We start from the raw sequence: 15933 nt of genomic DNA, 5'->3' as shown, positions 1-15933 counted from the left end.
GAGTTATGTCATCATCATCACCAATTATTGTTGCAGTTGATTTTGCGGATGTTAAATCAGCATGGAATTTTATTGATAAAGTTGATCCAAAAGATTGCCGTCTTAAAATCGGTAAAGAGCTTTTTACGCATGCAGGGCCTGATTTTATTAAACAGATTATGCAAAAAGGTTTTGATGTTTTTTTAGATCTTAAATTTCATGATATTCCAAATACTGTCGCAAAAGCAGTTGCCGCAGCAGCTGACCTTGGTGTTTGGATGACAAATGTTCATGCTAGCGGTGGTTCGCGAATGATGACAGCAGCTAAAGATGCGCTTTATTCGTACGGTAAAGATGCGCCAATTTTGATCGCTGTGACAGTATTAACCAGTATGGAATCAACCGATCTTCAAGACATTGGTATCAATGTATCGCCTTTAGAACAAGCGACAAGATTGGCAATACTTGCTAAAAACTGTGGGCTTGACGGTGTGGTATGTTCAGCTAAAGAAGTACAAAGTTTTAGAACACGTTTAGGCGGTGATTTTAAATTGGTCACACCAGGTATAAGACCAGCAGGTACCAATCCAGATGACCAACGTCGTATTATGACGCCTCAGCGAGCTCAGGCAGCCGGTTCTGATTATTTAGTGATTGGACGCCCGATTACGCAAGCACAAGATCCGGCTAACGCGTTACAAACAATTTTAGCAACACTTGAACCAAGTAAGAGTTAATTAAATTATGTCTGGTAATCCACTTGTTTATTCAACCGATAAAGGACGAATTAAACCTACTGAACCGGTCATCTCGCGTCCTAAAGGGGATGGTATTATTCGAATTCAACGGCAAACATCAGGTCGTAAGGGCAAAGGCGTATGTGTTATTACGGGATTCGATATTGATGATGCCCAATTATCACAATTAGCCGCAGAATTAAAAAAACGCTGTGGTTGTGGTGGTTCGCTTAAAGATGGCAATATTGAAATTCAAGGTGATAAACGCGATTTATTAAAGTCATTGCTAGAAGGTAAAGGGTTTAAAGTAAAACTAGCTGGTGGATGATTTAGTTATAAAAATAGCGGCCATAATAAAATGGACGCTATTTATAAAATAATCAATGTTAATTAGATCGATAGCTACGCATTTTTTTGCTAATTTCGCGGCGCTCTTTAGATATTTCCGCGTTTTTGATAATATAATCATCAACACGATCATCATAATCACTTTTCATATTCGCAATAATCGCTTGAAGCTCTTCGTAAGTCATATCTGGTTTAATATATTCACTTAAGTTTTCAAGTAAGAGTACGCGTTTTTGGTTATCACGAATTTTTTTCTCATTATCCGATATTTCACGCTTTAATTTATTTAAACGACGTGATAGACGAATATATTCTAATACATCTTGAAATGATGATGCGCTTGCTTTTTCCTTGTCCATCTATAACCCCTTATCTCAAAAATGGAAAATAAACTTTCACCAATTATATACTAATAATTTTTGTAGGTCATATTAATTATATTTTAAACATAGATGATATGTAGAAATTGCTCGCATTGTTGTAATTTGAGAAACTACGATAATGGATACACATAAAAAACAAAACAACGCTTTCTCACAGATAAGCGATATGTCGCTTACGTCATAAAGAAAAATCACCGTGCATAATTTGGCAAAACGCTTTATGGTTATTCATCTGACTATTTATAATATGCCAAAGAAAGGTCAATTGAAGCTGTTCATTTCCTTATCTAGTAAGAAAGAACGTTATAAAACTGTCAATTATGGTATTACATGTCTGCAAATAAATTAAGACAGTAAGTTAAATATTCTCTTTTTAGATTTTTGTAAAAAATATTCAGGATTCTATACCGTTTCGCGACTAATTGAGGCTGCACGGTATTTATTAAATCGAGTAATAACCTGCGTATCAATCAAATATTCATGAAACCGTTTGCCCTTAAATGAATGGAAAAGCTGAAAGAGATAGGTAATTGAGTGAAGATGTGATGTTCAATTTTTAGGTTATATTTTTGTAAAAAATATTCAGGATTCTATACCGTTTCGCGATTAATTGAGGTTGCACGGTATTTATTAAATCGAGTAATAACCTGCGTATCAATTAAATATTTATGAAACCGTTTGCCCTTAATTCAATGGAAAATCTGAAAGAGATAGGTAATTGAGTGAAGATGTGATGTTCAATTTTCAGGTTATATTTTTGTAAAAAATATTCAGGATTCTATACCGTTTCGCGATTAATTGAGGCTACACGGTATTTATTAAATTGAGTGATAACCAGTATATCAATCAAACATTCACGCAATCAGTTTGCCTTTAAATGAATGGAAAAGCAGAAAAACACCTCCTTTCATGGCGATGTGGCATAATCAGTAAATATTTGAAGATTCTAAAGATAGAAAACAAAAATTTAATCGATTTATTCACTTTTATAATACGATTAAACTGCATAAAGCGATTTGCTACAGATGATATTTACGTATCAGCTATGTTGTGCATGAGTTGTTTTAAATTTGGTCTTAAAAGCAGAGATTATCTTCAAATTTTTTATTTAAATATTACTTCCTCTGCAAAATTGATTTACAAAATAAGATAAAAATAAAAACAACTATTAAGAATTAGTGCAAAGTATTGTACAATAGCCGCAAATTTGTAAAGAGTGCCAGAATGAGAGATTCATAATGAGCTGGATTGAAAAAATTCTTAGTAAAAATAATATATCGTCGGATCATAAAAAGGCGAATATTCCAGGCGGTGTTTGGACTAAATGTAGTAACTGTGAACAAGTCATTTATCAAGCTGAACTTGATCTTAATTTGGAAGTTTGTCCAAAATGCGATCACCATATGCATATTCCTGCCCGTGTGCGTTTATATCGTTTTTTAGACGAGGGTTCGGATGTCGAAATCGGTACCGATCTTATGCCTAAAGATATCTTAAAATTTAAAGATACTAAAAAATATAAAGATCGTTTAACTGCCGCACAAAAAGAGACTCATGAAAAAGAAGCGATGGTTGTAATGAAGGGAACACTGTTTGGCGTTCCTGTCGTGGTAGCTTGTTTTGAGTTTGCGTTTATTGGTGGATCAATGTCTTCTGTTGTTGGTGCATTATTCACTCGTGCTGCAGAGCAAGCCATTGCAGATAAATGCCCTTTAATTTGTTTTTCAACAAGTGGTGGGGCGCGCATGCAAGAAGCGCTATTTTCATTAATGCAAATGGCAAAAACCAGTGCTATTCTTGCTAAAATGCAAGATGAAGGTTTACCTTATATTTCAGTAATGACCGATCCTACAATGGGAGGGGTATCAGCAAGTTTGGCAATGCTGGGGGATATTAATATAGCTGAACCTAAAGCGCTAATCGGTTTTGCTGGGCCGCGAGTGATTCAACAAACTGTTCGTGAAATATTACCAGAAGGGTTTCAACGTAGTGAGTTTTTACTTGAAAAAGGTGCAATAGATATGATTATTCATCGTAAAGATATGCGGCCTAAAATTGCAAGTTTAATCACAAAATTAATGAAACTACCGGATCCTTTTAATGATGTTGCTCTTAACGAGACAGTTTGATTGAGTATGCAAAACAAACAGCCGAATGCCATGTCAGATCTAAAGACATGGCTTTGTTATTTAGAGCAATTACATCCCACAACCATCGACTTAGGCTTAGAACGCGTAAGGACGGTAGCTCAGCATCTTAATTTATTACAACCAGCACCATATGTTTTTACTGTTGCTGGCACCAATGGTAAAGGAACAACTTGCCGAACACTTGAAATGATATTGCTTGAGGCAAACTTACAAGTTGGTGTTTATAGTTCTCCTCATTTATTACGTTTTACTGAACGAGTACGCATTAACAATCAAGAATCAAGTGAACAAGAGACAGTCAAAGCCTTTGTCGAAATAGAAAAGGCCAGAGGTGATATATCACTGACTTATTTCGAATATGCAACCCTTGCTGCGCTTTATCAATTTAAACAAACAAAATTAGATGTTGTGATATTAGAAGTTGGTCTTGGCGGGCGGCTTGATGCAACCAATATTGTTGATGCCGACATTGCTATCGTGACAACTATTGGTATCGATCATGTTGATTATTTAGGTGATACTCGTGAGAGCATCGGGCGTGAAAAAGCAGGTATTTTTAAAACTAAAAGTATTGCTATTGTTGGTGAACCAGAAATGCCCAAATCCATTTTAAATGTGGCTAACTCAGTCAAAATCCCGCTTTATGTGGTAAATTGTGACTGGTATTATCAACAAGTTAACAAAGATTCATGGTCGTTTAAATCGCCAATAAAACAATATAACCGCTTACCTATTACCAATGTTCCTTTAGCGAATGCTGCAACTGCAATTGCCGCCTTAAGTTATTCATCACTTAAAATAACACAAGACGAAATAACTAAAGGGTTGGCAAAATCTAATTTAACAGGCCGTTTTCAAATTATTCAAAGATCACCACTTGTGATCCTCGATGTAGCACATAATCCACACGCAGCAGTTTATTTAACTCAACAATTAGAAAAACTAAAAGCCGAATATTTAAATGTTGGTAAAGTTAGATTTGTTGTTGGTATGCTTAAGGATAAAGATATTAAAAGTACTTTATCCATTTTAAAAGGTGACAAGTGGTATTGTGCTTCTCTTTATGGTGAGCGAGGTTGTCGTGCCGAGTTGTTAAAACAACACTTGTTAAATAAAGGTGAGCTTGATGTATCAACATTTGATACAGTATCTAAAGCTTATCAAAAGGCAATACAAGAGGCTAAAGAAGAAGATATTATTGTGGTATGTGGCTCATTTCATACTGTATCTGATGTTTTAGCTGAAATTGAGCGTTAAGCGAAATTAATCATGGCGAACAATCAACAAATTAATTCAAAAAAACAAAATAGAGTAAGAAATCGGCTGGTAGGTTTTGCTACATTATTGCTTATTATCGCAGCAATTGCTCCATGGATAATAACGGACAAATCCAACTTGCGCACTTCAACAACGCCTATTTTTCAGGCTGACAGTGTGACTCAACAAAATCAGAACGAAGCACCATTCAATGTTGTTGATGACGAGACCAATAATGTATCTGAAGTTCCTTACATACCTGATTCAGAGCAAAATGCAAATACATTAGTTTTAGCTGACATTGATGATGATGTTGATACCTCAACAACAATAAAACCTGCAACATCACAACAAGAAACTAAACCTTATATGATTCAGCTTACCGCATTAAAAAATAAGCAAAAAATAGAAGAGTTAGTTGCGTTGTTAAGGTTAAATAATTATAGCGTTAGAACTCTACCTCAAAATCCAGAACCTAATCAGTTAATTAAGTTACAGGTTGGTCCTTATGCTAAAAAAGAGCAAGCAGAACAAGTCATTATTAACTTAAATAACCTAACAAAATTGCAAGGTATTATTGTTGCTAATTAATCGCTGTTCTATTTGTGTTGCAAACAATAATTAAAATAAAACATTTTTAATATAAAATTATGAGTTATTATGATGAATTGGGTTGATTTTACTATTATTGGTGTGATTGCTTTTTCTGCATTAATTAGCATCGTACGAGGTTTTGTGCGAGAAGCATTATCACTCATTAGCTGGATTTTAGCTTTTTCTATTTCCAGCCGATTTTATATCTATATTACTGATTATTTAACTTATTTTGATAGCGATGTGATACGCATTGCTGTTGCGATTGTTATTCTTTTTGTTGCTACATTATTAGTTTGTGCAATTGTGTCTTATATTATTGGTCAATTAATCCAAAAAACAGGATTATCAGGTACTGATCGTGTATTAGGTGTCTGTTTTGGCGTGCTACGTGGAATTTTAGTTGTGGCGGCAGTCCTTTTTTTGGTTGATACCTTTACGCCGTTATCTCAATCATCGTATTGGAATCAATCACAGCTAATTCCACATTTTCATTTTATCATTCGTTGGTTTTTCGATTTTATACAACAGTCTTCTTCGTTTTTAGTCCGGTAAATTTGAGGTAACCATAGTATGTGTGGTGTTGTGGGTATTGTAGGATGTAGTGCTGTTAATCAATCTATTTATGATGCGTTGACTGTTTTGCAACATCGAGGGCAAGATGCAGCAGGAATCGTAACTATTGATAATCAAAATCGCTTTCGTTTACGCAAGGCGAATGGTTTGGTCAAAGATGTGTTTCAAGAACATCATATGCAACGGTTGCAAGGTCATTTGGGGATAGGACATATTCGTTATCCAACAGCCGGTAGCTCTAGCCCATCCGAAGCACAACCCTTTTATGTCAATTCACCTTATGGTATTGCGCTTGCTCATAATGGAAATCTAACCAATACAGATGAGCTACGTAATAAAGTATTTGAACTTGCAAGGCGCCATATTAATACAAATTCCGACTCAGAGGTATTACTCAATATATTTGCCCATGAACTTGATAAGTTCCCCGACTATCCATTAACTGCTGATAATATTTTTACTGCCATACATAATGTTCATAACATCATTAAAGGCGCATATGCTTGTGTAGCAATGATTATTGGGCATGGTCTTGTCGCCTTTCGTGACCCTTATGGAATTCGTCCGTTAGTCATAGGTAAAAGGGTGCTTGATAATCAGAAAATTGAGTATATGGTTGCATCTGAAAGCGTAGCTTTAGATATTCTTGATTTTGAGTTTATGCGTGATGTCCAGCCGGGCGAAGCAATTTATATTACTCAAGAAGGACAATTATATTCTCAGCAGTGTTCAGATAATCCGCAATATTACCCATGTATTTTTGAGTATGTTTATTTTGCAAGACCAGATTCATTGATGAATGGCGTATCGGTTTATCAATCACGAATTTTAATGGGGCAAAAACTGGGGCAAAAAATAGCAAAAGAGTGGAAAGATATTGATATTGATGTTGTCATTCCTATTCCTGAAACATCATGTGATGCTGCGCTTGAAATTGCCCGTATTTTAAATAAACCTTATCGGCAAGGATTTGTTAAAAATCGCTATGTTGGCCGCACGTTTATCATGCCGGGGCAAAGAGCACGGAAATTGTCAGTAAGAAGAAAACTCAATGCTAACCGTATTGAATTTGAAGGTAAAAATGTCTTATTAGTTGATGATTCCATTGTACGAGGTACAACCTCAAAAGAGATTCTTGACATGGTACGTTCAGTTGGTGCCAAAAAAGTCTATTTAGCGTCTGCAGCTCCAGAAATTAGACATCCAAATGTTTATGGGATCGATATGCCTGTTGCCAGTGAACTTATTGCTTATAACCGAACGGTTGATGAAATCGCTAAAGATATTGGCGCTGATAAGCTTATTTTTCAAGACTTATCTGATTTGGTTTATTCAATCACAGCGCAAAATCCAAACATACATCATTTAGAATGTTCTGTTTTTGATGGCAAATATGTTACTGAAGGGATTGATAATAGCTATTTATCATTATTAGAGCAAAAGAGAAGTGACAACAAAAGATCTCCAACTTGTAAAGAGTCAGAAAACCTAGAGCTTTACAATGAAGAGCAATAAACGACAATAATTATTGTAAATGACAAAAATATTATATAAAGACACGCAATGTCATGTATATGTCATTTTTATTCATTTAAATCATGTTGCCAGTTTATTATCTGTAATATTTACCTAATTGACTAAAAATTAACATTAATCACTACGAATTAAAAATTTGATTTTTAATAATAAATAATAAAACAATAAAAAAATGTCAAAAAATTATAATAAAATATTTTGATTTATGACTTTTTTGTAATAAAATCACAAAAGTTGAAAAAAACTTTGTAAAGAAATTTAAAGAAAAAGTTGTCCGAAAAGATTAATTGTATAAAAATAAATAATCACGTTGATATTTAATAAAGACAAATAGGTATTAACAAGACATTATATGTGATGCGCTTTGTCGGTGAAATATAAGGAATGTTAAGATGAGAAAGAATCTTAATTTAACAATTATCTCTGCATTAGTAATTGCTACACTAGGATGGCAATCTGCTTTTGCTGCTGATGCTCAGGTATCGCAAGGTCCTGTAGATAGTAATAAGATAATTGAATTAAAAGATGGCTCAAAAGCTCGCGAGATGATTAACAATCAACAGCGTAGCCTTTATCAAATTGCACTTTTAAGTAGTATCTCTATTTCAGAATTGCGCACAATGAACGCGGGGCGTTTTGATAAAAAAGATGTTGTTGATGTTGGTGAGCGTTTAGTCTTGCCGGAAAATTCCCCTTTATTGCCTGCAATAAAAATAAAAGATGACAAGTATGCGAATTTACCTAAGTTAGGTTCAGACGATAATTATGATGTGAAAAAAGACAAAGATGCACTTGCAAGTCAAGTTGCTTCAACATTGCAGACCTTAGCTAGTCAGGACTGGAAGCAATTAACATCGTCAGATAATGGTGGTTTATCTGGACAACTGAAAAACAGAGGTAAAGATTACGCAGAAAGTTATGTACGTAACAGCGTTAAAAGCCAAATTGTTGATCCTGCTCGTAACGCTGTTCAAGATTTTTTAGGTCGTTTTGGTACTGCTCAATTACAATTTGATTTAAGTGATAAAGGCGAATTTAATAACGTTAACTTGAAGTTATTTAGCCCATGGTATGACACTGAAGATACGTTAATATTTAGTCAAATATCATTTCAAGAGTATGAACATAATCGTCGAATAGGTAACTTTGGTATTGGTCAGCGTTGGGATGTGGCTGATAACAAATGGTTACTGGGTTATAACGTGTTTTTTGACCATGATTTCCAACGTTCGCATAACCGTTTAGGTATTGGTGCCGAAGCGTGGAGTGATTATATGAAGTTTGCGGCTAACTATTATCATCCTTTATCAGACTGGAAAGATTCCAAAGATTTTGATGATTACTTAGAACGTGCGGCAAGAGGTTTTGATATTCGATTCCAAGGTTATTTACCACAATATCCACATTTAGGTGGTTCACTTATGTATGAACAATACTTTGGTGATAAAGTCGCTTTATTTGGTAAAGACAATCTACAAAAAGATCCAAGAGCAGTGACGGTAGGTCTCGATTATACGCCAGTTCCACTTTTCACTATTAAAGCCGAACATAAACGAGGTCAAGATAATCAAAAAGCAACTAAAGCTGAGTTAACAATGAACTATCGTATAGGTACACCGTTGAAAGACCAGTTGGATCCAGATATGGTTCAATCTGCGCGTTCTTTGAAGGGTAGCCGTTATGATTTAGTTGATCGTAATAACTATATCGTTCTTGAATATAAAGAAAAGAAAATGTCGGTCGATTTGGGTCTTGAACAAACTCAGTTAATTGAAGGGCAAACTTATCCATTAAGTATCAGTGTTCATAACGCTAAGAACTTATCAAGTATAGCATGGTCTGGCGATATGCTAGAAATTGATGCTGGTGGTGGTTTCTTATGTGCGACAACTGGGATTTGTTCTGCTTCTTCTTGGTTGAATCCACCAGTTGACACAAATAACTGGAAAATTGTTGCGCCTAGTTATATTGATGAAAATGGTCAGCGTCGTCCTGCGAGTACAAATGGTAAATATTCTTTATCGGTATCCGTTACAGATAGTCGCAATAAATCTGCAACATCCAACTCTATTAGTTTTGAAGTAGTGCCAGATCCAGCAATGCGTAAAATTGGGGTATGGGCAGTTGATAGTTTGGGTAACAAAACAACTTTGGCGACGCAAACTGCAGATGGTTCAAGTAGTTTGACAGTATTAGCAACCCTCGTTAAACCCAAGGTGAACAATGGCACAATCAATTCATTTCAAGATGTAGATGGTTTTAGTGATGATGAACTAATGAGCCGTATACCTGAAACATTTGACGAATTTGTTGGGCTGTGGACTGCAACTAGTAATGGTGAAAAAATTGCTTTAATTGATGGTACTTCAGGTAGTATAAATGAATGTCCAAGACAAGAACCTTGTGTCATTGTGAAATCATTTGAAAAAATTGTAAAAGGTCAAAAAGTATCATCTCATGCTTCAACTGCCGCTGGTTTAGATGTGATTGGTGATAGTTATGCATTAGATGTTGCTTCAAATGTTGAAGGAATGGTTGATTTCTCAATTTCGCTAGATCAGTATGGTTTTGGTTCGTCATTTAATAAAGCTTCCGTCGATTTTTCAGGTGGTAGAGCCGGTAGTATTGAAGTGTGGAATGCTGATGGAATAAAAATCGCCAGCAGCTCAGGGTCTATACTTCAATTTTCTCCATCGGGTCCAAACGAGTGGCGAGTGGGTAATGAATATCATGTTAAAGCGTTTACCGCAGGCGGAGATCCAATTGTTAATCCTTTTGTGATTTGGTCATTGGTCGGTTCAAATGAAATAGCCTGCCCTAGTTCAGTGACATCATTACCAAATGATGTTTCTAACAAACCTACAGGGCCGTGGTTTAATGTTGCTATGGGAATGGATGTTCCTTATAGAATACAAACAAATAGTACAAGTTACGCTACATTAGGAACTAGCATTCCAGCTGTTGCAGGTGCGCCAGGCTATTTAGATTTAACACCACAGTCAGCCTCTATTTCTGCGTGCGCTGGGGATCAAGGATTTAAATTACAAGTTACAGTTTTATAATAATAAAGATTTAGATTATCGGCTTACGTCAGTAATCAAAAAGGGAACACCAAGTAATGGTGTATTTATATAAATACAACATGTTAATTTACACAGAAAAATAGGAAGTTAAACATGAAAAATCTTACAATTAAAAAGGTTGCATTAGGCTTATTTTTAGCTGGTTATGCAGCAAGTAGTGCTTTTGCATTAACAGCAGTGACAAACGCTACTATTCAAGGTAATGCGCCTGTAATGAAAGCTCCTGGGGGAACAGATGCTCATAGAACGGCTGTTACTATCAAGCATGCAGATGGTTCAGATATTGCAGCAGGCGAACCAGTTATGGTTGGTGATGTTATTCATATTTCATATGTATTAGAAGATGCAGATGGCGATACGGATGACGGTGATGCACTGAAAGATACATTAAAAGTTTATGCAAGACAAGATGCGAGTTCTCCTTGGGATGAAATGACAATAAATGCCACTATAGCTCATGGTTCTGATGGCAATGCTACAATCTCATTCCCTATTACGAATGATTTTGCTGGAAAAAGCAAAATTGGTTTTAAAGTCTTAGAAAGAACTGATTTTGGTGCCCCTTCAATAGGTAAATGGGTACATGTTGGTGATATTTTTAGCTCGAATGGTTCTGGTTCATCTGATGATGATCCTGGGACACCTGGCGATAATACGGGTCCTGGTGTTCCACCACCAGGTATTACTCCTGGTCCAATTGTGCCTGCACAATATCAAACAGGTATTTTCTTAATTGATACTAATGGTGTGATTCAAAGCAGCAACTATGCTTCTAATGGTTTAAACCCTAAATATGGCGAAAGATATGCAGCTGTAGTATGGAACGATGCAAATAGCGATAATAACGTCGATGCCGGTGAGGCTGAGTATACCGGTAGTTATAAGTTTGAATGGCATGTAGTAGGCGCTGGAATTCCTGAAAATGACAACGTACCAGCCGAAAGTACTGCGCTTACGGCGGATACTAATAATAGAAAAGGTATAAATGATACTATCTGGTTAGGTTCTCCTCAAGGTGCCGCTAAACATAATAGCATTTACTCAAGTTTTTCAACTCATAAAGCAGGTATTCAAGGTTACCAACTTTCGTTTAAAACTGTCACCACCCCATAAGTTAAGCTATAAAACTATTAAAACCACTCTTCGGAGTGGTTTTTGTATTCATTTATCTTGTTAATTTAATATTAAACATATTTTATAAAATACTATTTAGAACCTACTTATATCTCTGTCAAAAATATGGCGTGACTATTTTAAATAAACTCTCAATAGGCCTATGTTGTTCCTTAATGTAAAATGTACAGCAAGCAGAGCAAAGATAATTAAATTCACACTTCTTATTCTTAAATTAATAATTTAAAATAGCACTAATTTTAAATTAATGTAATTTACATGAATATTCCTTGGCAAGATTTAGATCCTGAAACGTTAAATAACCTTATAGAATACTTCGTATTGCGCGAGGGTACAGACTACGGTTTACAAGAAAAATCACTACAAGAAAAAGTTAATGATGTTAAACTTCAATTAGCAAATGGTTCGGTTGCAATCTATTGGTCGCAATTACATGAAACAATTGATATTAAGCGAATTAAATAATGGTCAAAATGATTGTTTGTTAGTATATGATTTATTGTCTAACTTTGTTATAGTGTCATAGTTGTAAATTAAATGGAGAGGTAGGCGTAATGATTGGTAAACAGCAATCGGATACAACTTTAGAATGGTTTTTATCTCATTGCCATATTCATAAATATCCAGCTAAAAGTACCCTTATACACCAAGGCGAAAAAGCAGAAACTCTCTATTATATTTTAAAAGGTTCTGTAGCAGTATTGATTAAAGATGACGAAGGTAATGAAATGATTTTGTCTTATTTAAATCAAAATCAATTTTTAGGTGAATTAGGTCTTTTTGAAGAAGGTACCGAACGAAGTGCTTGGGTTAAAGCCAAAACAAGTTGTGAGGTGGCCGAAATTTCATACAAAAAATTTAAGCAGCTTGTCCAAGTCAATCCTGATATTTTAATGCGCTTAGCTAGCCAACTGGCAAGTCGGTTACAAGTTACATCTGAAAAAGTGAGTAATTTAGCTTTTTTAGATGTTGCTGGGCGTATTGCGCAAACACTTTTAAACCTTGCAAAACAACCTGATGCAATGACACATCCTGATGGCATGCAAATCAAAATCACACGTCAAGAAATCGGTCAAATTGTTGGCTGTTCACGTGAAACAGTTGGACGAATTTTAAAAATGCTTGAAGATCAACATTTGATTTCTGCACATGGTAAAACGATTGTCGTTTATGGAACACGTTAATTGACCAAAATAATATAATTACTACAATGATTGATATAATACGAGATATTGCATGACACAAGAAAGATATATTCCAAGTCATGTGGCTATAATTATGGATGGCAATGGTCGCTGGGCGCAAGAGCGTAATCAAATGCGTGTAAGTGGTCATCGAGCAGGCTTAAAGACTGTGCGAAAAATTGTGACTTATGCAGCAACCTTAAAGATAAAAGTTCTTACTTTGTACGCATTTAGCAGCGAAAACTGGAAGCGACCAGCTAATGAAGTTTCAGCGTTAATTTCTCTTTTTATTTATGCTTTAAATAGAGAAATTAAAAGTTTGAATAAAAATAATGTCCGCTTAAATATTATTGGTGATATTTCTCGCTTTAGTGAGCATTTGCAAAATATGATTATTAATGCGCAAAATTTGACCAAAAATAATTCTGGTTTAGTGCTGAACATTGCTGCCAACTACGGCGGTCGTTGGGATATTTTGCAATCAGCTAAAAAAATGGCCATGCAAGTTGCAACAGGCGAAATCACTCTAGATGAAATGACAGAAGGCCGTTTTGCTTCAGCAATGTGTATGAGTGAATTTCCTGAAGTTGATTTAGTTATTCGCACTGGCGGTGAATACCGAATCAGTAACTTTTTGTTATGGCAAATTGCTTATTCTGAACTCTATTTTACTGATACTTTATGGCCTGATTTTAACCAAAATTTATTCGATGAAGCAATCAATGTATTTAATACCCGAGAGCGACGTTTTGGTGGCCTTCATAATAAGGAACATTTATGTTAATCCATCGTATACTTGCTGCAATTGTACTTATTCCACTTGTAATAGTGGTTCTTTTTTTTGTTCCATTACCCTTATTTTCTTTAACTATTATTCTAGTTTGTGGATTAGCCGCGTGGGAGTGGGCTCAGTTTCTTCATATTACTAAAAAGTCCTCAAGGTTAATCTTTGCCCTTTCAATCGTCATTTTATTAAGTGTACTTTATTTGATTCCAAATTCAGTTGAGTTAAAAATAAGGCTATATACCACTATCTTATCTTTATCAATTGTATGGTGGCTAATTGCGTTGTGTTTAGTGGGCAGCTATCCCGCTACCACTAAATATTGGGACAATTCAATTGTTATAAAATTACTATTTGCTTTTTTTACGCTAGTGCCGTTTTTTATTAGTATGATTGAATTAAGATCAATAAACTATAATTCTAATTCTTATACAGGTGCAATTTGGTTGCTTTATGTCTTTGTGCTAGTATGGGCGACAGATACTGGCGCTTATTTTGCAGGACGAACTTTTGGTAAACGGAAATTAGCAGTAAAAGTCTCACCCGGTAAGACTGTAGAAGGTTTTATTGGTGGTGTTAGTTTAGCGATTGCACTTAGTGTAATTGCTTACATGTTCAATTTTTTTAATATTGGATTCAGCGCATTTTTTATTAGCTCTTTGTTAGCAATTTTAGTTTCAGTTTTAGGTGACTTAACTGAAAGTATGTTTAAGCGTGAAGCTGGTGTTAAAGATAGTGGTCACTTAATTCCTGGACATGGTGGAATATTAGATCGCATTGATAGTTTAACTGCTGCAGTTCCTGTTTTTGCTGCATTATCTTTTTACATATTATAAAAAGGTGATAGATTTTGTTGTGGTCACTGTTATTATTTGTTATTACCATGAGTATATTAGTTACTATTCATGAGTTTGGGCACTTTTGCGTTGCTCGCTTATGTAAGGTTCGTGTTGAATGTTTTTCAATTGGTTTTGGCAAAAAATTGTGGTCTTATAAATTTTTAAGTGGAACCGAATTGGTAATTGCTATGATTCCACTGGGTGGTTATGTTAAAATGCTTGATGGTAGAGCAACAGCATTATCAAGCAATAACGAAAAATTTGCGTTTGATCAAAAGAAAATTTGGCAAAGAGCGGCAATTATTTTGGCAGGTCCATTTGCTAATTTCGTATTAGCTTTGCTTATTTACTGGGTTATTTTTTTGACAGGTGCAGTAACTTACCCTGTTAAAATAAAAAACGTGATACCAAATACACCCGCTGCTACTGTAGCAATTCCAGCTGATGCCGAATTGAAAACCATTGATAATGTCAAAGTAGAAACTTGGAATGATGTCAATTTAGCTTTAATTAGTGCGATGGGAAAAGCTAATGTCACTTTTTCTTATATTGATAGTACAGATGGTAGTGATCAAAAAGAAGTTAAAAATAGTGTAGATATTAGTAATTGGCATTTTGATATAGAAAAAGACTCGGCGATTACCGCATTTGGGATTGTGCCTAAAAAGTTGGAAATTTATCCAATAGTGAGTAAAATTGTATCGGGTTCGGCTGCAGAACAAGCAGGTTTACGTGTTGGTGATAAAATTATCGGTTATAATAATCAATCATATGTAGATTGGAATGATTTTTCCAGTACAATTAAAAAAGCTCAAGCAATGGTTTTAGAGATTAATCGAGAAGATAAAAATATTTATCTTAAACTCGTACCAACAGTCAAAAAAAACGGAGAAGGCGTTGCTGGTTTATATCCCACATCTGATGCTAGAGTTGTACAGTATGGTTTTTTAGAAGGATTTAATAAAGGTATAGCGCAAACAGTATTAACTACAAAGTTAACTATTCGTTCGCTTTATCAATTAGTAACAGGTGTTATTGGTCTACAACATTTATCAGGACCAATAACAATCGCAAAAAGCGCAGGGCAAACAGCAAGTTATGGTTTAACCTCTTACTTATATTTTCTAGCCTTTATTAGTATAAGTTTGGGAGTTATCAATCTTGTTCCATTACCTATATTAGACGGCGGACACCTTGTTTTTTTATTATTTGAAAAGATAAAAGGAAGTGCCTTATCAAATAAATCACAAGAGCGTTTTTTTCGTATTGGATTTGTTTTATTAATGGTAATAATGGGAATTGCACTATTTAATGATATTTTACGATTGTGATGGGATGAGGTTATAAAC

At 35.0% G+C, this 15933-nt stretch carries 15 protein-coding genes; 14 read left to right on the top strand and 1 reads right to left on the bottom strand.

Features of this window, described 5'->3' with window-relative positions:
* Positions 1-5 precede the first annotated feature (5 nt).
* Positions 6-716 carry an orotidine-5'-phosphate decarboxylase gene (gene pyrF, locus GYY69_RS05075; protein WP_174796695.1) on the top strand — a complete coding sequence of 237 codons (711 nt, stop codon included), beginning with the start codon at positions 6-8 and terminating at the stop codon, positions 714-716.
* A gap of 4 nt (positions 717-720) precedes the next feature.
* Positions 721-1044 (top strand): stress response translation initiation inhibitor YciH, encoded by a 324-nt coding sequence (yciH, locus tag GYY69_RS05070; protein ID WP_174796751.1) that lies wholly within the window; start codon positions 721-723, stop codon positions 1042-1044.
* A gap of 58 nt (positions 1045-1102) precedes the next feature.
* Here the strand turns inward: yciH and tmaR are convergent, their stop codons facing one another.
* On the bottom strand, positions 1103-1423 hold the full coding sequence (gene tmaR / locus GYY69_RS05065) for a PTS system regulator TmaR (RefSeq protein WP_065639049.1): 321 nt from the start codon (positions 1421-1423) through the stop codon (positions 1103-1105).
* Positions 1424-2685: 1262 nt separating this feature from the next.
* Here tmaR and accD point away from each other — a divergent pair.
* The 12 genes from accD (at position 2686) to rseP (ending at position 15915) form a co-directional block, all read left to right on the top strand.
* Complete coding sequence (gene accD / locus GYY69_RS05060) at positions 2686-3576, top strand: acetyl-CoA carboxylase, carboxyltransferase subunit beta (RefSeq protein ID WP_065639050.1); 891 nt, start codon at positions 2686-2688, stop codon at positions 3574-3576.
* Positions 3577-3582: 6 nt separating this feature from the next.
* Positions 3583-4854 (top strand): bifunctional tetrahydrofolate synthase/dihydrofolate synthase, encoded by a 1272-nt coding sequence (folC, locus tag GYY69_RS05055; RefSeq protein WP_174796694.1) that lies wholly within the window; start codon positions 3583-3585, stop codon positions 4852-4854.
* Between the two features lie 12 nt (positions 4855-4866).
* Positions 4867-5445: an SPOR domain-containing protein gene (locus GYY69_RS05050; RefSeq protein WP_174796693.1), complete on the top strand. Its 579-nt coding sequence runs from the start codon at positions 4867-4869 to the stop codon at positions 5443-5445.
* A 72-nt stretch (positions 5446-5517) separates the two neighbouring features.
* Positions 5518-6003 (top strand): CvpA family protein, encoded by a 486-nt coding sequence (locus GYY69_RS05045; RefSeq protein WP_174796750.1) that lies wholly within the window; start codon positions 5518-5520, stop codon positions 6001-6003.
* Between the two features lie 18 nt (positions 6004-6021).
* Positions 6022-7539 (top strand): amidophosphoribosyltransferase, encoded by a 1518-nt coding sequence (purF, locus tag GYY69_RS05040; RefSeq protein ID WP_174796692.1) that lies wholly within the window; start codon positions 6022-6024, stop codon positions 7537-7539.
* 413 nt (positions 7540-7952) lie between these two features.
* Positions 7953-10622 (top strand): inverse autotransporter beta domain-containing protein, encoded by a 2670-nt coding sequence (locus GYY69_RS05035; protein ID WP_174796691.1) that lies wholly within the window; start codon positions 7953-7955, stop codon positions 10620-10622.
* 114 nt (positions 10623-10736) lie between these two features.
* A complete protein-coding gene (locus GYY69_RS05030; RefSeq protein WP_174796690.1) occupies positions 10737-11756 on the top strand; it encodes a hypothetical protein in 1020 nt (339 codons plus the stop codon).
* A gap of 279 nt (positions 11757-12035) precedes the next feature.
* Positions 12036-12242, top strand: a complete 207-nt coding sequence (locus tag GYY69_RS05025) for a YheU family protein (protein WP_174796689.1) — start codon at positions 12036-12038, stop codon at positions 12240-12242.
* A gap of 89 nt (positions 12243-12331) precedes the next feature.
* Positions 12332-12961, top strand: coding sequence for a cAMP-activated global transcriptional regulator CRP (crp, locus tag GYY69_RS05020; protein ID WP_174796688.1), 630 nt, complete (start codon positions 12332-12334; stop codon positions 12959-12961).
* A 52-nt stretch (positions 12962-13013) separates the two neighbouring features.
* Positions 13014-13745: an isoprenyl transferase gene (locus GYY69_RS05015; RefSeq protein WP_174796687.1), complete on the top strand. Its 732-nt coding sequence runs from the start codon at positions 13014-13016 to the stop codon at positions 13743-13745.
* Positions 13739-14581: a phosphatidate cytidylyltransferase gene (locus GYY69_RS05010; RefSeq protein WP_174796686.1), complete on the top strand. Its 843-nt coding sequence runs from the start codon at positions 13739-13741 to the stop codon at positions 14579-14581. The genes GYY69_RS05015 and GYY69_RS05010 overlap by 7 nt, the downstream gene beginning before the upstream one ends.
* A 14-nt stretch (positions 14582-14595) precedes the next feature.
* A complete protein-coding gene (gene rseP / locus GYY69_RS05005) occupies positions 14596-15915 on the top strand; it encodes an RIP metalloprotease RseP (RefSeq protein WP_342354063.1) in 1320 nt (439 codons plus the stop codon).
* Positions 15916-15933: the final 18 nt, after the last annotated feature.

Source organism: Gilliamella sp. ESL0250, assembly GCF_013345045.1.
GTDB lineage: Bacteria > Pseudomonadota > Gammaproteobacteria > Enterobacterales > Orbaceae > Gilliamella > Gilliamella apicola_H.
Note: the sequence above shows the minus strand (reverse complement) of the source record. Positions and strands in the feature narration are given on the sequence as shown.